The organism is Streptomyces sp. NPDC051105, from assembly GCF_040682795.1.
Taxonomy (GTDB): Bacteria; Actinomycetota; Actinomycetes; order Streptomycetales; family Streptomycetaceae; genus Streptomyces.
The window spans coordinates 1-20,589 of record NZ_JBFBBR010000018.1 but is presented as its reverse complement, the minus strand read 5'-3'; the positions used below and the strand labels follow the sequence as shown (position 1 = coordinate 20,589).

Here is a 20,589-nt window from a genome sequence, read left to right as displayed (position 1 = left end):
ACTCCTGATTCCTAAGCCGTCGACCGAGTGCTCTGGGCGGAGCCAGAGGTCGCGTCGCGATACCAGTACTCGAGGGTCAGTACGTGCCACAGATGTTTGGAGAAGTCCCGCTGTCCGGCGGCGTCCTCGGCGACCATGCGGGCCAGCGCGTCGCGGCGCAGGAACCCGGAACTGACGAGCACACCGTCGTCCACCACCTCGCGCACCAGCGGTGCCAGGTCCCGGCTCATCCAGGCCCGCAGGGGGGCGCTGAACAGGCCCTTGGGCCGGTAGACGATCTCCCGGGGCAGGATCGAGGTGGCCGCCTCCTTGAGGACGGCCTTGCCCTGCCGTCCGACGATCTTGCGATCGCCGGGCACCGCGAACGCCGCCTTGACGACCTCGACGTCCACGTACGGCACGCGTACCTCGGTCGAGGCGGCCATGCTCGACCGGTCCGTGTACGCGAGATTCAGGCCCGGCAGGAACATCCGGGCGTCGGTGAGGCACATGCGGTTGACGAAGTCGTCGAGGTCGTTGTCCTCGTAGACGTCCGCGTGCTCGGTCAGCACGTCCTCGACCGTCCCGGCCAGGTCCGGATCGAGCAGGGCGAGCAACTCGTCCTGGTCGTACATGGTGTAGCTGCGCCGGAAGGCGGTCTCCTCCGGCAGGTCGGCGAAGGAGAGGAACCGCTTCGCGAAGCGCACCGACCGGTATCCCCGGCGGGCCGTCGCGACCGGCAGCCGGTCCACGGCCGCGGACACCCCACGCCGCAGGGGCCGCGGGACGCGCTGGTAGCGCAGCGCGATCAGGTTGGCCAGGTGCTTGCGGTAACCGGCGAACAGCTCGTCCGCGCCCATCCCGGAGAGCATCACCTTGACCCCGGCCTCTCGTGCGGCCATGCAGATCAGGTACGTGTTGATCGCGGCGGGGTCGCCGATCGGCTCGTCCAGGTGGTACGTCATCCGCGGCAGCAGGTCGAGCACGTCCGGCGCGATCTCGATCTCGTGCAGGTCGACGCCGAACCGCTCGGCCACCTGCCGGGCGTAGCGCAGGTCGTCCGGCATCGCCTCGAACTTGGCGTCCTCGGCGCGGAACCCGATGGTGTAGGCGGAGATCCCTGGCTGGTGGCGGGCCGCCAGCGCGGTCAGGTAGCTGGAGTCGAGGCCGCCGGAGAGGAAGGTCGCCACGGGGACGTCGGAGAGCAGGTGCCGCCGGGTCGACTCCTCGACGACGGCGGCCAGGTCCGGCCGTTCGCCGGCCAGGGCCCGTTCCCGGCCCTCGGCGGCGACGTCCTTCAGGTTCCAGAACCGGCCGCGCTCAACCCGGCCGTCGGGCCGGCACCTCAGCCAGCTTCCCGGCGGCAGCTTCTCGGCCTCGCGGAACGCGCACCGTGAGTCCGGCACCCAGTAGTACAGCAGCGAGGCCACCAGCGCCGCGTGGTCCACCTCCAGCGACCTGCCGGTCGCGACGGCGAGTGCCTTGAGCTCGGAGGCGAACACCAGGCCCGCGCCGCGCCGGAGCAGGAACAGCGGCTTGATGCCGAGCTGGTCGCGGGCGAGCACCAGGTCGCCGGTGCGCTCGTCGAAGACGCCGAACGCGAACATGCCGCGCAGCCGGGGCAGGCAGTCCGTGCCCCAGCGCCGCCAGGCCTCCAGGAGCACCTCGGTGTCGGAGGTACCGCGGAAGCGCACCCCGGTGGCCGCCAGCTCGGCACGCAGCTCGGGGGCGTTGTACAGCTCACCGTTGTACGTCAGGACGAGGCCGTCGGAGACCATCGGCTGGGCGCCGGTGTCGGACAGGTCGATGATGGCAAGCCTGCGGTGCCCGAGGTGCACTTCGCCATCGCCCACGGGGTGGCTGTACCGGCCCGCTCCATCCGGACCGCGGTGGGCGAGGATGTCGGTGAGCCGGTCGGTGACCACCTTGCCGTCCGGCCATCGGTAGGTGCCTGCGATGCCACACATGTCCTACCGCACCTCCTGGTCGTTGTCCGGGCCCCGGGCGGCCCACACCGGCTGCCGCTCCGCCCGCCGCTGGGCCGTCCCCGTCCCCGTCCCCGCCTGGCGGGCCGGCCGCTCGCTCCGGCCGCGCAGCGCGGTCCCCAGCCCGTCCCACAGGGTGCCGTCGGTACGGTCACGCGGATCGGGGTCGATCAGCACCACACCGACCACCGGAATGCGCTGGTCCGCGAGCTGCCGTGCCACGGTGTGCAGCCAGGCGGCGCTGCCGTGTCCGGCCCGCACCACGAGCACGGTCCGGGTGCCGAGGTACTGGAGGTCGGTCCACGCCGTCCCGGGCGCCACCGAGCCGAGGCCGATCCGGCGCTCCTGAGGTGACACGGTCGCGGCACGCTCGCCACTGACCACGTTCGGGTCTCCTGGTTTCTGGCGGCGGCCCGCGAGCTGCGGGCGCGGCAGGCCGTCGACGACGGTCACCGGTCCCTCCGCCGCCATGGCCCTGGCGAGGTCCAGGGCGATCACGCTCGTGGCGCGCGCACAGCCCAGTTCCAGCAGCGACACCGGTTCCACGGCGCCGCGCGTGGTGCGGGCCAGGGTCGTGGTGAGCCGTTCGCGGGTCAACCGGGTGCGTCGGCGCTGCCACGGCCTGCCCTTCCGGCGGGGCAGCTCCGCGATGACCGAGGCGCCCAGGTTCGCCGCGATGTCCCGGCGCAGCACGGGTCGGTCCGCCACCACCGTGCCGACCGCGGCCAGCGCGAGTCCGAGAACGAGCCCGAGGACGAGCCCGATCGCGGCGTCGGTGACAAGGGCCTTGGGCAGGGAGTGCCGCAGCGCACGCGGGGTGTCCACGATCTCCGTGCCGGCGACGACCTGGGGTGTGCCGGTCCGCGCGTCGGCGGCGCGCTCGTCGAAATCGGCGATGCGCGAGTTGAGTTCGGCGCGGCGGGCGAAGAGCGACTCGAGGCTCGCCGACGCCTTCGGGTCGCTGTCCGCCGACTGGCCGCCGATCTCCTTGTTGACCTGGGCCAGCTCGTCCCGCATGCGGTCACGCTGGTCGAGCAGGGCCTGGGCCTCGGCCTGCGCGGTCTTCTGCATTCGCTGCACATGGTCCGCGACGAACGCGTCGGCCAGCGCCTTGGCGCGGGCCACCGCCTGGGCGTCGCTGTCGCCTGTCACGGTGATCTGCAGCAGGTTGTTGGTGAGCCCGGTGCCTCGGTAGTCCTTCATGAAGTCCTCGGGTTTCTCCGGGGACTTGAGGGACTGCAGGGCCTTGCCGGCGATCTGCGTGGTCTGCAGCAGCTGGACGTCGGTGCGGATCAGGGTGCCGGTGTCGTTCGGCTGGTCCTCCGCGTGCGCGACCAGCACTTTGGTCACCGCGATCGGCGACGGCGGCATCAGGACCGCCAGCGCGGCGCCGGCCAGCAGGCCGAGGAGCGCGGTGGCGTACCAGAGGCGGCGACGCCTGCGCACCGCCACCACCAGCGCCTGCAGGTCGAGCAGCGGGGTGGCGGCCGACGACTCCGAAGTCGTGCTCGTCGTCACGCTGAACCTCCCGTTGCATGGCCGTGGACCGCGAGCGCGAGAGTGGCGTCGTCCGGAGGAGGGCCGGCGGACCGCGTCTGACGGGCGCGGACCGCTTCGGCGACGACGATGCCGAGGACCTCGTGCCTGGCGTCCGCACATGCCCCGGCGATCCCGGCGAGCTCCTCCGCGGTCCAGCTGCCCGCGCTGAGGACGACCAGGGCACCGGACTCGGTGTCGCGGTCCGGCACGATCGGCCGGTCCACCGAAACCTCGACCATCCGCAGCTGCGGATCGCTCTTGGCCTCGGCGGCGAGCTGTCCGGCGGCCCGGCGGGCGATCTCGTCGCCGTCCGGTACGACCATCAACAGCCGACGGGGAGCGGATAGTTGGTCCCGGAGGCGAGCGCACACCCGCCGGTAGCGGATCCGTCGGCCGGCCTCGTCGTCGGACCGCGGCGGGGTCGGCAGGTCCCACCGGGTGTCGACGCCGAGGAGTCGGCGGATCCAGCCCCGTCGGCCACTGCCGGCCGGGCGGTGCGGGCCGCGCCGTTCACCGGGCACGTCGACGGTGCCCAGCAGCGCCGAGCCCAGCGCCGCGGCGATCTCCGGTTCGGTCCGCAGTCGGCGGTTCATCCGCGCGGCGGCGAGATGGCCGATGACCGCGAGCAGGAGGAACAGCAGCGCTCCCGCGACGATGAGCTGGATCCTCGTCGGCGGGGCCTCGCCGGTCGGCCGGGCCGCCGGGCCCATGACGACCATGCCGGCCTTGTTGGTCGCCGGGTCGGCCTCGTCCAGCTTCGTCATGGCCTCCTCCAGCGAGGTGCTCAGCTTCTCCAGCTCCGTCCGGGCCTGCACGCCCTCCACGGTCTGCCCCGGATCGGCCGCGTCGGCCAGTTCGGTGATGCGGCGGTTGGTCTCCTCGACCTGCTTGCGCAGCGCCTCGGACTCCGTGGCAGCCGCGGAGTCGGCGCCGCCGCCCACGATCCGCGCGGCGAACTTGACGAACTGCTGGGCCACTTGGTCGGAGAGCTGCTGCGCGCGCTTCGGGGTGTCGGCCGTACCCGAGATCTTGATGATGTTCCCGTCAGCGGCGGCCGCGGTCACGCGGTCCCGCAACTCGGCACCGCTGACGCCCTTCCAGCCGAGCGAGGCGGCCGCACGGTCGACCACCGCCGAACTGGTCGCGACGTCTACCTGGGTCAGCAGCTCGCGCTCTTCCCACTGCCCCGGCAGCAGGACCGACGCCGATGTCGTGTACCGCGGTGGAAACACCACCGAGGCGCCGTAGCCGACGAGCGCGCCCACGACGGCGAAGACGGCGAGCAGCCGCCAGCGCCGGCGGAATATCCGCCCGACGGTGACCAGACGTATCGAATCCTCGCTCAACTGCGCCGCCTCTTCCCTGTTCGAACCGGATCGGCCGCCGACACCGGGGTGTGATCACGGCAGGCGGCGGCGTAGGCGGCGAGCAGCGACTCTTGCGAGTTCCGCCAGGAGAGCGGCCCGCTGATCCGTTCCTGGCCGATCTTGCCCATCCGGGCCCGCTTCTCCGGATCGTCCAGAAGCAGCGCGATCAGCCCGGCGAACTCGGCCTCGTCGTTGGCGGGCGCGTAGACGGCGGCCTCACCGGCGGAGACGCGCGCTTCCCTCAGGTCGAACGAGACGATCGGCCGGCTCATCGCCATGTACTCGAGGACCTTGTTCATGGTCGACACGTCGTTGAGCGGATTGCGCGGGTCGGGGGAGAGGCAGACGTCCGCGGTGGACAGGTAGCGCACCAGGTCGGCGTCGGGAACGCGCCCGGTGAACTGCACCTGGTCGGAGAGACCGAGCCGCCGGGACAGCTCCACCATCGCGTCGAAGGCGTCTCCGGAGCCGACGAACACCGCGTGCCAGTCGGTCCGTCCGAGCTCGTCGCGGAGCTTCGCAAGGGCCCGCAGAGCGTAGTCGACGCCGTCCTGAGGGCCCATGACGCCGAGGTAGCACAGCAGATGAGGCTTGCCGCGCTTCAACTCCTCCTCCGGCGGCACCGGTTGGAACCGCTCTATCGCGGGCGCGCTGCGCACCACGAAGACGTCCTCCGGCCGCCGGCCGCCACGGCGTATCGCGACGTCCCGGTAGCTCTCGTTCGTGGCGAGGACGACGTCCGCGGCTCGGTAGGTCCGCCGTTCCAGCGCGCACACGGCGCGGTAGAGCAGGTCCTCGCCGCGGTCGAACCGGGAGAGGTACAGCTCGGGTACCAGGTCGTGCTGGTCGAAGACGAACCGTGCGCCGTGCCGCTTCAGCCACAGTGCCGGCAGGAACAGCAGGTCGGGCGGGTTGCAGGCGTGCACCACGTCGACCGGGCCGACCTTGCGCGCCAGCCGGGCCGTGTGCCAGAGCGCCGATCCGTACTCCTTCAGGTAACCGGCCGGCCCACCGGTGGCCGCGCGCAACGGGTAGCGGTGGATCCGCACCCCGTCGATCTCCGCCTCCGGCTCCGTGTCACGCTTGCTCCCCTGCGGACAGATGACGTGCACCGTCCAGCCCGCGTCGCGCAGCGTCGTGCACTCCTGCCACACCCGCCGGTCGAACGGCACCGACAGGTTCTCCACCAGGATCAGCGCGCGCCGGTCGGACCGGTCGCCGCTGGTTGCGTTACCAAGCAAGGCCCATGTACCTCGGTTCGGTCCGGCGCGTCTCGGCGTCGGGAAGGCGGATGAGGTCGACGATCACCGGTCCTTCGCCATGGGGCAGCGCCTGCAGCACGGCCGGGTCCCTGGTCCCGACCAGGCACACCTCGGCATGCCCCAGCACCTGGTCGACGGAGTCCGCGAGCAGCTGCGCGAGGTGCGGCAGCCGGCTCTCGATGTACTCGCGGTTCGCGCCGAGCAGCCGGGAGAGGCTCACGTTGGCGTCGTAGATCCGCAGGTCGTACCCCTTGCCGAAGAGCCGCTCCGCCAGTTCGACGAGTGGGCTTTCGCGGAGGTCGTCGGTGCCGGGTTTGAAGGACAGCCCGAACAGGCCCACCCGGCGCTTGCCGGTGCGCTCGACCAGGTCCACCGCGCGCTGGAGATGGTCGGAGTTGGAGGTCAGTACATGGGAGAGGATGGGTACCGAGACGTCGGCACGCTGTGCCGCGTGGACCAGGCTGCGCAGGTCCTTGGGCAGGCAGGAGCCGCCGAAGGCGAAGCCGGGCCGCAGGTAGGCGGGGCTGATGTTCAGCTTGCGGTCGGCCAGGAACACGTCCATCACCTGGTGCGAGTCCACCCCGAGCGCCTGGCACACCGCGCCCAGCTCGTTCGCGAAGCCGATCTTGAGGCCGTGGAACGCGTTGTCCGCGTACTTGATCGCCTCGGCGGTCGGGACCGGCACCCGGAACACCTCGCCGGGCAAGCCGTCGTACAGCGTCATCACCGCGTCGCCGCTTGCCGGATCGAGTTCGCCGATGACGGTCTTGGGCGGGTCGAAGAAGTCCTGCACGCTCGTGCCCTCGCGCAGGAACTCCGGGTTGACCGCGATCCCGAAGTCCACCCCGGCCGTGCCGCCGACGTTCTTCTCCAGGATCGGTACCAGCAGGTTCAGGCAGGTGCCCGGGAGCATGGTGCTGCGGAACACGACGGTCTGCCGCCCGCCCCGCTCGGCCAGCGCGGCGCCGATCTGCTCGGTGACCCGCTCCAAGTACGTGGTGCACAGGCTGCCGTTGGGCTCGGACGGCGTACCCACGCAGACCAGCGACACCTCGCTGCCCGCGATCGCCTCGCGGACGTCGCCGGTGGCCCGCAACGCTCCGCTCCGCACGACCTCGGCGATGAGTTCGCCGATACGTTCCTCCACCACCGGGGCCTTGCCGTCGTTGACCAGGTCGACCTTCACCTGGTTCACGTCCACCCCGATGACCTCGTGGCCCATGCTGGCCAGGCACGCGGCTGATACGCAGCCCACGTAGCCGAGCCCGAAAACGCTGACTCTCATGATCCGTCTCTCCCCCCAGGCAGGCCCTTGTGGCCTGCGATCCGCGCCTCGGCCGGACCCTTGGGTCGCAGCCCCCCGCCCATCAGTAGGCCCCCTGCCCGTGGAGCACCGCACGCATCGTCTTCCACAAGATCACCGTGTCGAGAGCGAGCGACCAGTCCTCCACGTACCGCAGGTCGAGGCGGACCGCCTCCTCCCACGGCAGGTCGCTGCGTCCGCTGATCTGCCACAGGCCGGTGAGCCCTGGCTTGACCAGCAGCCGCCGCCGAATGTCCGGGTCGTACGCGGCGCACTCCTCCGGCAGCGGGGGCCTCGGGCCGACGAGCGACATCGCTCCGGTGAGCACGTTGAACAGCTGCGGGAGTTCGTCGATCGAGTACCGGCGCAGCACTGCTCCCACCCGGGTCACCCGCGGATCCCGGCGGAGCTTGAACAGCAGCCCTGCGCCCTCGTTGCGGTCGGCGAGCTCGGCACGCGCCCTGTCCGCCCCGACGACCATGGTGCGGAATTTGAGAATCGTGAACTCCCGGCCGTCCTTGCCGACCCTGCGCTGGCGGTAGAAGGCCCCGCCCCGGCTGTCCAGCAGCACGAGCAGCGCGACGCACACCATCAGCGGCCCGAACAGCATCAGCAGAACCGCCGCGCCCACTCGATCGACGACCCCCTTGATCGCCCGTCGGCCCCCGGTGAAGGTGGGCAGGCTGACCCGTAGCAGCGGGATCCCCAGCACCGCGTCGACGTGCAGCCGCGGACCGGCCACTTCCATCAGCACAGGAGCCACGACCATCTCGGCATCGCTGCCTTCGAGGTTCCAGGCCAGCCGCTGCAACCGCTCCGGCGTCCAGTGCGGGTCCGGGGTGACCGCGACGACACGGTAGCCGTCGTGGCGGACGTGCTTGGCGACGTCCGCCAGTTGGCCGACGACGGGTACTCCGTCCAGTTCGTCACCGTCGATGCCGCGACCGTCCGACGTGCACACCGCCTCCACCCGCCAGCCGATGTGCGGGAACTTGCGGGTGCGGGTGATCAGGTCGCTCACGGTGGCCGGGCTTCCGGCAGCGAGCACCGGTCTCAGGCACCGCCCCTCCTTCCGCCGTTTATGCAGACAGAGGCGGAGCAGATATCGCGCGGTCATGGTGACGAGGCCGATCGCGGGGATCGCGACGAAGATCCAGAGCTTGATGTTGCGCGAGGTGAGGGCGATCCCGGCGAGCGCCACAATGACGGTCGCCGCGAACAGTGAGCGTCCGAGCCGGCGGAATTCCTCGGCTCCCTGGCCGAGCACGGCCGGAGCCCAGGACCGGCCCACCGCAAGCGCCGCCAGCACCAGCAGCTCGGTGCCGAAGGCGAGAATCCCCCACTTCTCGTGCCAGTTGGCCGCGTCCCGGGCCCCGAAGAATTCGCCGATCCCCGCCACCACGAAGGCGGTGGCCACGGTGTCGCTGATGATCACGGTACGGCGGTACCGCTGCTCCCACTCGATCGCCGGCCTGCTGATTGCCCCGTTCGTCAGACGCCCTCGCGCCGACGGAAACGGGCCGACTAGTCCCCCCTGCCGCACAGAAACCCCCCGGTCCCCAGTGGTTCGACATGGTGCCCTGACACGGTTCCTCCCCCGGGAGGCCCCCTCCCCCCGCACGCTTCCGTCCCCGGGAGGCCCCCCGGCTCCCCGCGCCGCGCTGCTCTCCCACGGGTGGCCCCCGCCCCCGCGGAAGACATCCCGGCTACTTCAGCGCTACTTGAACGAACCCGCCCTTGCCGCGGCGGACTTGCCCGCTCTGCCAGGCTCTCGAGGTGCACGGGAACCCGTGCATGACCTCGGGTGCGCCCCGCACCCAAAGCCCTTCTCGGCCCCAGGAGTTGATCACCCCCACGTCTGGCGCCGGAGACGCGGCTACCGGCCGTCTGTATCGACGGACCCATAGATCATCATTTGTCGCCTCGTGTCCCAGCATGCGAAGCACGGTCAATCTAGACCATCAATGCCCGTCTGAAGAGAGGGCTGTGTGGAATTTGTGCTCGTGATTTGAAGTCGGGTCAACGACCAGGCGGCTGCCCGCGGGTGCCCTGGCGACGGAAGGCGTGCCTTGTGACCTGTGACGACGCGAGTTCTCCAGGCTTCCGGAACCGGCAACCCGGAGGTATCCCGGCACTACCAAACGGGCCACCCTCAGGGCCTGTTCGGCCGGTTCTTGTCGGGTCAGCGCGGACCGGCGGCTGTGGGGGCGGGCCGTCGACGCCATCTGGGAACGGATCTTCACCGCTCTGCTCGCGCGAGCAGGCACCGAGGGCGGCTCGACCGGGTCGCCGCCGGCTCCACGACCGTGCGCGCGAACCATCCGAACTCGGCCGCCGGCCTGCGCCGGTACGGAAGCGCGGCAAGACCATGCCGAACACCGCACCAGGCCGTCCCCGAACTCGGGAACCGTCGCCGGGACACTCGCCTCCACGAACGCCCCGGGCCTGGGCCGGATGGATGTCCGGAGTCGTCGTCGACAAGCCGGGCCACGCAGTGCCGCGTTCCCTGGGACACCGCACACCAGGAACCGGACCACACCCGGGCCGACGTCTGCCCGTGTCCCTTCACACCATGTATCCGGACTGGTCGGAGCCACGCAAACGGTGTATCACGAGCAGCCGAAGAACCTCCTGGGCTCGTACTCGCCGGCAGATCCACCCGGCGACGGCCGCCACGGCCGCAACCGCTGCCGCGTGACACACCACAGGGGCATCCCGAGTACACGTGTCAGCCGCGCCATGCGGCACCTGGCCGCTCCCGAAGCGGTCCGTGGACGGCCTCGTCAGGCAGAGCCTCGACGAGCACAGGGCCCCGGTGAAGACCGGCCCCAGACGGACGAGACACCACCCTCGCCTCCTCGGCATGAGCGAACTCGAACGCCGGGTGACGGCCGGCTCACCTTGGCGCCTGGGGATTCGTGGTGACCTCCCGGTACATTCCCTCGAAGAACAACAGTCCCGCCCGCTTGGGGCCCACCGCGGAGCTCAGCACACTCCCCAGGAATATCGTGTGGTCGCCGGCGACGTACGCGTCGAGCACCTCGCATTCGAGCCAGGCGAGCGCCCCTTCGATAAGCGGCGCGGCCGTATGCTCACCGGGCCGCCATTTCACCGCGTCGAACTGACGCATTCCCAGGGGTCTCCGCTTGTCCGCGAAATACGCTGCCGCTTGCTCTTGCTCGGCGCTCAGGATGGAGATTCCGAAACGCCCGGCTTTTTCGAGGGAAGCATGCATGACAGCACTGTGTGACACGCAGCACAGAACGGAGGGCGGGTCGAGTGAGACGGAGCTGAACGCGCTGGCGGTCATCGCGTGAGGTTCGCTTCCGCCGACTGTGATCACCACAACCCCGGAGGCGAACCGCGACAGCGTGTGCCGCAAAGAGGCAGGCATCACGGGATCGGAATCCTCGGCATGCCTGCTCCTTTCAGCAGAGAGAGGGGCGACGTTGTCGTGCATGGCGACCTTTCGCGATCGAAGTGGCCTCCGGAGCGGGGACATCCGTGGCGCACCGTCGGCGGTGGGACGGACCTCATCGGCGGATCACCTCGGATCGAGGGTCACTCCGGCCACGATGACGCGACCGTCTCGGCGCTTCGCTCGAAGAGCTTCACGGCCGCGACCACCTCGTCCACCACATGGACAGGCCAGCCCCGCAGATAGAAGTGGTCACCGGGAAAAAGACGGAACCGGTATTCCGCCTGGGTGTGGTGACACCACTCCTGAGCTTCCTCGACGCTTGCCTGCGGATCCTCGTCGCCCACGAACACCGTCAGCGGACAGAGCAGACCGGTACCCCGGCGGTGGCGGTGCGTCTCTATCGCCCGGTAGTCGGCGCGCAGTGCCGGCAGCAGCAACTCCAGCATCTCCGGATCGTCGAACAGCCGGGCGTCCGTGCCGCTGAGCTGCCGGATGCGCGCCACGAACACGTCGTCGTCGGCCAGGTGGAGTTGCTCGCTCCGCGTCGTCAGGGGTCCGCGGCGCCCTGAGGCGATCAGCCCCATCGGCACGATGCCGTGTTCGCTCTGCAGCCTACGGGCTGCCTCGAAGGCGACCACGGCCCCCATGCTGTGACCGAACAGGACGGTACGGGAATCCACGTACCGCGCCAGCGACGGCAGCGCCTGGTCGACGAGTTCGTCGACGGTGGCGGCCAGCGGCTCCCTGCGTCGTTCCTGACGCCCCGGGTACTGCACGGCGGCGACGTCCGTGCCGTGCGTCCGCATGATGGAGGCCAGCGGATGAAAATAGCTCGCGGCCCCACCCGCGTGCGGGAAGCAGAGCAGGCGGGTCTCCGTCCCACCCGCCTCCTGGCGGAAGCGGATGATCCAGCGCTGCACGGCCGCTTCGGACGTCATCGGATCAGCACTCCTTCATTCTGCACCGCGGACGTCCGCCGCGCCGGGACAGCCCCTCCGCGGTAAGTGGACGAGGCGTGACGGCTGTTCCGTCAGTTCGCCTTCTCGTACGGGTTGTCGATGGCGAAGCGCCACTTGCCGTCCGCACCCCGCACCAGCACGTCGAGCCCCACGCCCTCGAACTTCTGCCTCTCGCCGTCGGGGCCGTCGGCCTCGACCTGCCAGTCCACGACCTGCATGGCCACGTCACCGGCCACATAGAGGTGTCGAAGCTCGGCCTGCATCACCGGGTGCAGCTCCAGGGAGGAGGCCAGCTCCTTCCTGCGGTCCTCGCCGGAGATGGCCTGCCCGGGTTCCCACACGGTGACCGCGTCCTCGGTATACCACCGGTTCAGGACCTCCGGGTCCCCTGAATTGAAAGCCTTGACGTACAGGGGCACGACCTGATTCAGGTCCTCTACAGGCTGACCGGCTTGAGCATCAGACATGGTGGGATAACTCCGAGTCCTGAGGCGGGCGTCGTTCGTTTCCGCACACCGTACGTGACCATTGACATTTCCCGCCCATCACGAGGTAATCACCGCCACGTAGCACGGATACTTGCCCGATTACCCGCCGATGACCCACCGTTAGCAGCGACTTGCTCACCCATCGGTAACATCGTCGACCGCTGGCCCGGGATGCAACTCGCGCAAGAGCCGGCTAGGACCTCGACGGATGCGGGCATCGCGGCGTGGTATTGCCGGCGGATGCGGACGAAAAACTTCGACATGGAATTCCGGAGAACGGCATGAATTCGACTAATCCTGACCTCAGTGAACTACTCGGCGCACTGACAAAGGCTGTTCCCACCCTTCGCAAGAACGGTCGGGAAGCAGAGGAACAGGGCTGGATCCCCCAGGAGAACATCGACATCCTCGGCAAGGCCGGCGTCTACCGGGCGGCTGTTCCGCATCGGTACGGCGGTCTGGACCTGTCCCTGGCGGACACGGCCCGAGTCCTGTCCGAGGTGGCCCGCGGATGTAGTTCGACCGGCTGGGTGCTCAGCGCATGGATGTTCGGCGCCTGGACCGCCACCTTGTTCCCCGACGCGGCGCAGGACGAGGTGTTCGCCGGCGGAGAGGCTCGCCTCAGCGGCGGCTTCGCCCCGACCGGCGTGGCGGTGCCCACCGAGGGCGGCTACCGGCTCTCCGGAAGCTGGAAGTTCAACACCGGTTGCCGCGGCGCGGCCTGGAGCATGAACGCGGCGGTGGTCCAGCGGGACGAGGAGCCCGTCGAGGCCGGTCACGAGGAGGTCATCCTCTGCCTCGTCCCGATGGACGAGCTGAAGATCGTCGACGACTGGCAGGTCACCGCCGCCGCCGGCACGGGCAGCGACTCCACGGTCGCCCAGGACGTCTTCGTGCCCACCCATCGCACCCTGGGGTTCGAGGAGGCTCTCACCAACACCGGCGGCGGCCGTTCCCACGCTCGCGAGAACGGCCGGTACTACGCGCTCGCGCCCGTCACCCTCGTCGAGTCGGCCGCCGCGTGCCTCGGTACCGCTCGTGGCGCGTACGAGCTGTTCCTGGAGCGGCTGCCCGGCCGCGGGATCACGTACACGGCGTGGGTGGATCAGACCCAGCATCCGCTGACCCAGATTCAGGTGGCGACCGCGCAGAGCAAGCTGGCGGCGGCCGAGGCCCTCGTGGAGAGCTGGCAGCCGCGTCTGCAGAAATGGGCCGATGCCGGCGAACAGCCCCCGGTGGAGCAGCGGGCCGCGGTCGTGGGTGAGTGCGCCTACGCGATCCTGCTGGCCAAGGAGGCCGTCGACACCCTGCACAGCGCCAGCGGTGGTTCGGTGATCCGCAAGGAGAACCCCTTCCAGCGCTTCTACCGCGATCTGCACGGCCTGTCGCTGCACGCGCTGCTGCTGGCGAACACCAACCTGGAGACGTACGGCCGGGTTCTGCTCGGACTCGACCCGGGCACGCCGTTCGTCTGACCTGACCGGCAGTGACCAGGGCGCGGCGGGAGGACGTTGCCGTCTTCCGCCGCGCCCCTCGATTTCTCCGCGCCGGCGTCCGTCGTGGCGCCTGTGTCTCCTCCCCGCAGACTCCGAGGGATTCATGACGACGACTGAACCGGTAGGAGCGGTCGGAACCCTGCTCCCGTCCGCTTCGCCACTGGCTCTTCTGCGAGCCGACGGCACCGCTGTTCCCGATTCTCCGCTGACCTTGCCGGACGTTGACACCCTGCTGGACCTGTACCGCGGGATGGTCGTCGGCCGACGGTTCGACGTCCAGGCCACCGCGCTGACCAAGCAGGGCCGGCTCGCCGTGTACCCCTCTTCCCGCGGCCAGGAGGCATGCCAGGTGGGCGCGGTCGCCGCCCTGGGCGAGGACGACTGGCTCTTTCCCACCTACCGCGAGTCGGTGGCCGTGATGACACGCGGTGTCGACGCCATGGCCACCCTCACTCTCTTCCGGGGCGACTGGCATCTCGGCTACGACCCGCATGCGCACCGCGTCGCCCCCCAATGCACACCGCTGTCGACGAACACCCTGCACGCCGTGGGACTGGCGCGGGCGGCCGTCCTCAAGGGCGAGAGCACGGTCGCGCTGGCGATGCTCGGTGACGGCGCGACCAGCGAGGGCGACACCCACGAGGCATTGAACTTCGCCGCCGTGTGGCGGGCCCCCGTGGTGTTCCTGGTGCAGAACAACGGCTATGCCATCAGCGTGCCGACGACCATGCAGAGCGCGGCACCCTCCTTGGCACACAAGGGCATCGGCTACGGCATACCGTCCGTTCTGGTCGACGGCAACGACGCGGCAGCCGTCCACGCCGTCGTCAAGGAGGCTGTCACAGCGGCCCGGGCCGGTGCCGGGCCGGCCCTCATCGAGGCACGCACCTATCGCACGGAACCGCACACGAACGCGGACGACGACAGCCGCTATCGCGATTCGGCCGAGGTCGAGCACTGGCGCGCCCTCGACCCCCTGGAGCGACTGGAGCGTCACCTGACGGCCCGCGGCCTTCTGGACGATGTGCGCCGAAAGGCGATCCACGAGGAGGGCGAAGTACTCGCGGCCGACCTGCGCGCACGGATGAACCAGGACCGAACCGCGGATCCGACGGTGCTCTTCACCGACGTGTACGCGGAGCCGACCGCCGCCCTGCGCGAACAGCTGGCCGATCTGGTCAGCCGCGAGAAGGGCGGAGAGGACGTATGAAGATACCGGAGCACGTGCGTCGCGGAACCATGTCCGCCGCTCTCAACACGGCCCTGGCGGACGCTCTCGCCGAGGACGAACGTGTCGTGGTCTTCGGGGAGGACGTGGGTCCGCTCGGCGGCGTCTTCCGGGTGACCGACGGTCTGGCCGAAGCCTACGGCGACAGCAGGGTCTTCGACACTCCGCTCGCGGAGTCGGGCATCGTCGGAACGGCGATCGGCATGGCCATGAACGGTCTGCGGCCGGTGGTCGAGATGCAGTTCGACGCGTTCGCCTATCCCGCCTTCGAGCAGATCACCAGTCACCTGGCGAAACTCCGGAACAGATCGCGAGGCAGCATCGAACTGCCCGTTGTCGTCCGCATCCCCTACGGCGGCGGCATCGGCGGCGTCGAGCATCACAGTGACTCCTCCGAGGTGTACTACACGCACACCGCCGGGCTGCGCGTCGTGGCCCCTGGCACCCCGGCCGATGCCTACCGCCTGCTGCGCGAGGCCATCGACAGCCCGGACCCCGTCATCTTCCTGGAACCCAAGCGGCGTTACTGGTCGACTTACGCGGGGCCGGAAGAACCGGAGGACCGTCTGCCGCTGCACCGTGCCCTGGTACGGCGCGACGGCACGGACGCCACCCTCATCGCGTACGGCGCCATGGTGGCGACGGCGCTGGAGGCCGCGGAGGTCGCGGAGGAGGCGGGGTGGAGCCTGGAGGTCGTCGACCTCCGCAGCCTGGCACCGTTCGACGACGACGTGGTGAGTGCCGCCGTACGACGCACGGGCCGGGCCGTCGTGATTCACGAGGCGTCGGGGTTCTGCGGATACGGCGCCGAAGTCGCGGCCCGTCTCACGGAGCAGTGCTTCCACCGGCTGCACGCGCCCATCCTGCGCGTGACCGGACTGGACATCCCCTATCCGCCACCGGATCTGGAGGGGTATCACCTGCCCGACGCGGACCGGATCCTCGACGCCGTCGCGCGTCTGCAATGGGACGACATGCTGGTGGGGGACGGTGATCTCAGTGCCTGACTTCCGGCTGCCCGACCTGGGCGAAGGACTCATGGACGCCGAGATCGTCCAGTGGCTGGTCTCCCAGGGCGACGTCATCGAGATCGACCAATCCGTCGTGGAGGTGGAAACCGCCAAGGCGATGGTCGTCGTCCCGACACCCTTCGCCGGCACGGTGACCGCGCTGCACGGCGGAGCCGGAGATCGTGTCGCCGTCGGGGACGTCCTGCTGTCGGTGGCCGCGGCCCGCGAGGCCGAGTCGGCGCCCGCCGCGGTGACTGCCACCACGGAGACCGGCAGCGGCAACGTGCTCGTCGGATACGGGACCGGGACACCGTCCCGTAGACCGCGGCGACTGCCGCGGAAGCCCACCGCACCGGCCGGCGCCGTCACGCCCACTCCGTCCGTGTCCGTGCAGGTGACTTCGCCCGTGGTACGGCGGCTCGCCGACGAGAACGGGGTCGATCTGCGGCGCGTGGCCGGCACCGGGCCCGGCGGCGTGGTCCGCCGCGTCGACGTGCTGAACGCGATACAGACGGCCCCGCGCCCCACCCCGCCGGAGCCGGCAGGTTCCGGTACCGGGCAGCGGATCCCCCTGCGCGGCGTCCACAAGGCCATGGCGGACGTCCTGACCCGTTCCCGCCGGGAGATCCCCGAGGCGACCGTCTGGGTCGACGTCGATGCGACGAACCTCCTGGCGGCGCGGAGGCAGCTGGCGCAGCACGCGGGCGAATCCGTCAGCATCCTGGCGCTCCTGGCCAGGTTCGCGGTGCTGGGCCTGCGTAGGTTTCCGGCTCTCAACGCCCGGGTGGAGGGGGACGAGATCGTCGTTCTGGACCGGATCCACCTCGGCTTCGCGGCACAGACCGACCGCGGTCTGGTCGTACCGGTGGTGCGTGACGGCCATTCGCTGACGACGCGCCAGCTCTCGAACGCGCTGCACCGCATGACGGGCCTGGCCCGGGAGGGCAAGCTCCCGCCCGCGGAGCTGGGCGGTGGCTCGTTCACGATCAACAACTACGGAGTCTTCGGAGTGGACGGATCCGCGGCGATCATCAACCACCCCGAAGTCGCCATTCTCGGGTTCGGTCGCGTCATCGAGCGCCCCTGGATCGTGGCCGGGCAGGTCACGGCGCGGCACGTGGGTCAGCTGACCCTCGCCTTCGACCACCGGGTGTGCGACGGCGGCACGGCCGGCGGGTTCCTCCGGTTCGTCGCCGACTGTGTCGAGAACCCGGTCGTCGCTCTCGCAGACACCTGAGTCCCTACCCGGTCCACGGCATCCAGCGGTCACGGCGCCGCAGGTCATCGCGAGCGCCACGGTCAAGAGAGGCAAGAATCTGATGGTCAGGAACATCCAGCCGAACGTGCTGGCGGTCATAGGGCTGGGGCAGCGGCCCGGAGACGGCCCTGAGGCTCCGTCTGTCACCACGTTCGACCGGGACTTCTTCTCAGGCCTCTCCGGTACCGCGGACAACCGGCACCTGCTTCTGCTGGAAACCGCCTGGACCGCCTGGGAGGACGCCGGACTGATCTGGTCCGGCACGACGGCACAGGGCGAGGTTGCCCAGGGCGAGGGGGCACAAGGCGAGGTGGCACAGGGCGGGGTGGCACAAGGCGGGGTGGCACAGGGCGGGGTGGCACAAGGCGGGGTGGCACAGCATCTCACCGACCTGCTGACCGGGCCGCCGAATGACCCCGCGAACCCGGCGTCGGCGCTGTGGACCGCGTGCGGCCTGCCCACCGAGGAACTTCCCGAGGTGGTCCTCGTGGGTGGTGCCACGGACTCGGACGGCCCGGGACAGCCGGGCTGCGCCGTGCTGGCACTGAAGCCTCTGGAGCGCGCGCTCGCCGACGGCGACCGCATTCGCTGCACGATCCGGACCGGCGGGCCCGAGGCCGCCGACATGCCGGCCGAAGCCTGCGGGCAGGACCTCACCGAGGTCGCGCGGGCCATCGCGGAGATCAGCGCGGGAGCACGGTCCCGCTGCGTACTGTCCACGCCGGACCACACCGAACACCTGCTGCTGGACGCCGCCGTGCCCGTCCCTGCCGGAGCCGCCTCCGTGACCGAGGCACGCACGTCGGCGCGAGTGTTTCCGGTGGTCCTGTCGGCCCGCGGCGACGATGCTCTGCGAGCCCAGGCACGACAGCTCAGCCGGCATCTGGGCGACCACCCGGAACTCGACGCCGCTGACGTCGCCCACGCCCTGACCACCAGGCGTACTGCCTGGGAACACCGGGCGGTGGCCGTGGCGGACGGCCGGGAACGGATGCTCGAAGCGCTGGACACGATCGCGGAAGGACGCCACGGAACCGAGGCCGCCGGGATCGCGCGCGCCACGACCGCGGGCGCACGGGACGTCGTGTTCGTCTTTCCCGGCCATGGCCCCCAGTGGGCCGGCATGGGGGCCGACCTGTTCGCCACCGACGACGTCTTCCGCGACCAGATCCTGCGTTGCGAGGAAGCGTTCAAGCCCTACCTCGACTACTCCGTCAGCGACGTCGTGACCGGAGAACTCCCCCTGGACCGGCTGGACATGGCTCAGCCGGCCCTCTTCTCCGTCATGGTCGCCCTGGCGGCCATGTGGCGCTCGAACGGCATCACCCCGGCCGCTGTGCTCGGGCACAGCTTCGGCGACACGGCCGCGGCCACCGCCGCGGGGGTGCTCTCCCTCGACGAGGGCGCACGGCTCGTGGCCGCCTACGGTCGCGCGCAGATGCAGATCCACGGCAAGGGAGACATGCTCGCCGTCGCCCTGCCCTACCAGGAGGTCACCACCCGCATCGGTCGCTGGGGGGGCCGACTGGAGCTCGCCGTGGTCAACGGCCCCATGTCGTCAGTGGTGTCCGGCGACCCGGACAGCATCCGGGAACTGCAAGCGGAGCTGGCCGCCGAGGAAGTACGCACCCGGCTCATCCCCTTCGGTGTGGCGGCGCACTCCCACCAGGTGCAGGAGATCGAGGAATCCCTCCTCCACGACTTGGCGGCCATCGCCCCGAAGGATTCGGCGATCCCCTTCTACACCTCCACCACCGGGGGACGGGTCGCCCCCCATACGCTCGACGCGCGCTACTGGTACCGCAACCTGCGCAACGCGGCGCGGTTCGACCAGGCGACCACGACCGCGCTGCGTGACGGACGGACCCTTTTCCTGGAGGTCAGCCCCCATCCGGTGGTCACCATGAGCATCGAGGAGACGGCCACGGCACTCGGCATCGACGTGCAGGTCGGTGCCACCCTGCGCCGCGGCGAGGGCGGCCAGGAGCGGTTTCTGCAGTCCCTCGGCGAACTCCACGTGCACGGCGGTGAGCCCGACTGGAACGCGGTGTTCGGGCGATCCGGGGAACCGGCGCCGGCGATACCGCTGCCCACGTATCCCTTCCAGCGCCGCACCACCGCCGATGACGGCCCGCCGCACCCCCGTGCGGCGTTCGTCCAGGTCCTGTCGGGCCTGCCGCAGCAGGACCAGATCCGCATGCTGCTGGACCTGGTGTACGAGACGATCGCCGAACTCACCGAAGGAGACAGGGCCGGCCTGTCCGAACACCGGGACTTCCGGTCCCTGGGCTTCGACTCGCTCCTCGCGCTCAGCCTGCGCAACACGTTGAACCAGCGGACCGGGCTGCGCCTGCCGGCGACCGTGGCATTCGACTTCCCCACCCCGCGGGCCATGGCGGACCGCATCCGCGCGGAAATCACGGGTGAACCGCTGCGCGACGACGAGGCCGGCACACCGCCCGAGCCGGCCGGCGACCCGGACGAGCCGATCGCCATCGTGGGTATCGGCTGCCGGCTGCCCGGCGGCGCGTCCTCGCCCGAGGAACTCTGGCGGCTCGTTGCCGACGAGGTCAGCACGGTCGGACCGTATCCGGAAGACCGCGGCTGGGACCTCTACAGCCTCTACAACGAGGACCCGTCCGTCTCCGGCACCTTCTACCAGCGTGAAGTCAGCTTCCTCCCGGATGTCGCGGGCTTCGATGCGGGGTTCTTCGGGATCTCGCCGCGTGAGGCGCTGGCGATGGATCCGCAGCAGCGGCTGGTGCTGGAGACGTCGTGGGAGGCGCTGGAGCGGGCGGGCATCGATCCCCACACTCTGCGCGGCAGCGACACCAGCGTCTTCATCGGAGCCGCACAACTGCCGTACGGGCCCCAGCTCCAGGACACTCCGCCCGAGGTGGAGGGTTACGCCCTCACCGGTACGACGTCCAGCGTGACCTCGGGCCGCGTCGCCTACGTCCTCGGCCTGGAGGGGCCGGCGATAACCGTGGACACGGCGTGTTCCTCGTCGCTGGTGGCGATGCACCTCGCCTGCCGGTCCCTCCGGACCGGCGAATCATCACTCGCACTCGCCGGGGGTGTCACGGTGCACTCGCTCCCAGGACTGCTGACGGAGTTCTCGCGGCAGCGGGGGCTGTCCGCGGACGGCCGGTGCAGGTCCTTCTCCGACGACGCCGACGGCTTCGGTATGGCGGAGGGGGCGGGGGTGCTCGTGCTGGAACGGCTCTCGGACGCACGCCGGCTCGGTCACCGGGTGTCAGCGGTGATCAGAGGATCCGCGGTCAACCAGGACGG

General features: G+C 70.2%; 14 protein-coding genes. 5 read left to right on the top strand and 9 right to left on the bottom strand.

The window, feature by feature from the left end:
• Positions 1 to 11: 11 nt before the first annotated feature.
• The 9 genes from asnB to AB0N16_RS34290 all read right to left on the bottom strand — a co-directional run bounded on the left by asnB (position 12) and on the right by AB0N16_RS34290 (position 12,282).
• A complete protein-coding gene (gene asnB / locus AB0N16_RS34330) occupies positions 12 to 1,946 on the bottom strand; it encodes an asparagine synthase (glutamine-hydrolyzing) (protein ID WP_365803641.1) in 1,935 nt (644 codons plus the stop codon).
• Between the two features lie 3 nt (positions 1,947 to 1,949).
• Positions 1,950 to 3,482: a Wzz/FepE/Etk N-terminal domain-containing protein gene (locus AB0N16_RS34325; protein WP_365803639.1), complete on the bottom strand. Its 1,533-nt coding sequence runs from the start codon at positions 3,480 to 3,482 to the stop codon at positions 1,950 to 1,952.
• Positions 3,479 to 4,849, bottom strand: a complete 1,371-nt coding sequence (locus AB0N16_RS34320) for a Wzz/FepE/Etk N-terminal domain-containing protein (protein ID WP_365803637.1) — start codon at positions 4,847 to 4,849, stop codon at positions 3,479 to 3,481. Before AB0N16_RS34320 ends, AB0N16_RS34325 begins: the two co-directional genes overlap by 4 nt.
• Positions 4,846 to 6,111: a glycosyltransferase family 4 protein gene (locus AB0N16_RS34315; RefSeq protein ID WP_365803635.1), complete on the bottom strand. Its 1,266-nt coding sequence runs from the start codon at positions 6,109 to 6,111 to the stop codon at positions 4,846 to 4,848. Before AB0N16_RS34315 ends, AB0N16_RS34320 begins: the two co-directional genes overlap by 4 nt.
• A complete protein-coding gene (locus tag AB0N16_RS34310; RefSeq protein ID WP_365803633.1) occupies positions 6,101 to 7,417 on the bottom strand; it encodes a nucleotide sugar dehydrogenase in 1,317 nt (438 codons plus the stop codon). Before AB0N16_RS34310 ends, AB0N16_RS34315 begins: the two co-directional genes overlap by 11 nt.
• 82 nt (positions 7,418 to 7,499) lie before the next feature.
• Complete coding sequence (locus AB0N16_RS34305; RefSeq protein WP_365803631.1) at positions 7,500 to 8,978, bottom strand: sugar transferase; 1,479 nt, start codon at positions 8,976 to 8,978, stop codon at positions 7,500 to 7,502.
• 1,353 nt (positions 8,979 to 10,331) lie between these two features.
• Positions 10,332 to 10,895 carry a flavin reductase family protein gene (locus AB0N16_RS34300; RefSeq protein ID WP_365803629.1) on the bottom strand — a complete coding sequence of 188 codons (564 nt, stop codon included), beginning with the start codon at positions 10,893 to 10,895 and terminating at the stop codon, positions 10,332 to 10,334.
• Positions 10,896 to 10,996: 101 nt separating this feature from the next.
• Positions 10,997 to 11,794: an alpha/beta fold hydrolase gene (locus AB0N16_RS34295; RefSeq protein ID WP_365803627.1), complete on the bottom strand. Its 798-nt coding sequence runs from the start codon at positions 11,792 to 11,794 to the stop codon at positions 10,997 to 10,999.
• Between the two features lie 92 nt (positions 11,795 to 11,886).
• Positions 11,887 to 12,282, bottom strand: coding sequence for a DUF4440 domain-containing protein (locus AB0N16_RS34290; RefSeq protein ID WP_365803625.1), 396 nt, complete (start codon positions 12,280 to 12,282; stop codon positions 11,887 to 11,889).
• Positions 12,283 to 12,584: 302 nt separating this feature from the next.
• Here AB0N16_RS34290 and AB0N16_RS34285 point away from each other — a divergent pair, with 302 nt between their 5' ends.
• The 5 genes from AB0N16_RS34285 to AB0N16_RS34265 form a co-directional block, all read left to right on the top strand.
• The gene (locus AB0N16_RS34285) at positions 12,585 to 13,778 is read left to right on the top strand and encodes an acyl-CoA dehydrogenase family protein (RefSeq protein WP_365803623.1); all 1,194 of its coding nucleotides are present in this window, start codon (positions 12,585 to 12,587) and stop codon (positions 13,776 to 13,778) included.
• A 271-nt stretch (positions 13,779 to 14,049) separates the two neighbouring features.
• Positions 14,050 to 15,009 carry a thiamine pyrophosphate-dependent enzyme gene (locus AB0N16_RS34280; protein WP_365803910.1) on the top strand — a complete coding sequence of 320 codons (960 nt, stop codon included), beginning with the start codon at positions 14,050 to 14,052 and terminating at the stop codon, positions 15,007 to 15,009.
• On the top strand, positions 15,006 to 16,034 hold the full coding sequence (locus tag AB0N16_RS34275) for an alpha-ketoacid dehydrogenase subunit beta (RefSeq protein ID WP_365803621.1): 1,029 nt from the start codon (positions 15,006 to 15,008) through the stop codon (positions 16,032 to 16,034). Before AB0N16_RS34280 ends, AB0N16_RS34275 begins: the two co-directional genes overlap by 4 nt.
• The gene (locus AB0N16_RS34270; RefSeq protein ID WP_365803619.1) at positions 16,018 to 17,274 is read left to right on the top strand and encodes a dihydrolipoamide acetyltransferase family protein; all 1,257 of its coding nucleotides are present in this window, start codon (positions 16,018 to 16,020) and stop codon (positions 17,272 to 17,274) included. The genes AB0N16_RS34275 and AB0N16_RS34270 overlap by 17 nt, the downstream gene beginning before the upstream one ends.
• 82 nt (positions 17,275 to 17,356) lie before the next feature.
• A partial coding sequence (locus AB0N16_RS34265) for a beta-ketoacyl synthase N-terminal-like domain-containing protein (protein WP_365803617.1) occupies positions 17,357 to 20,589 on the top strand: 3,233 nt, incomplete at its 3' end.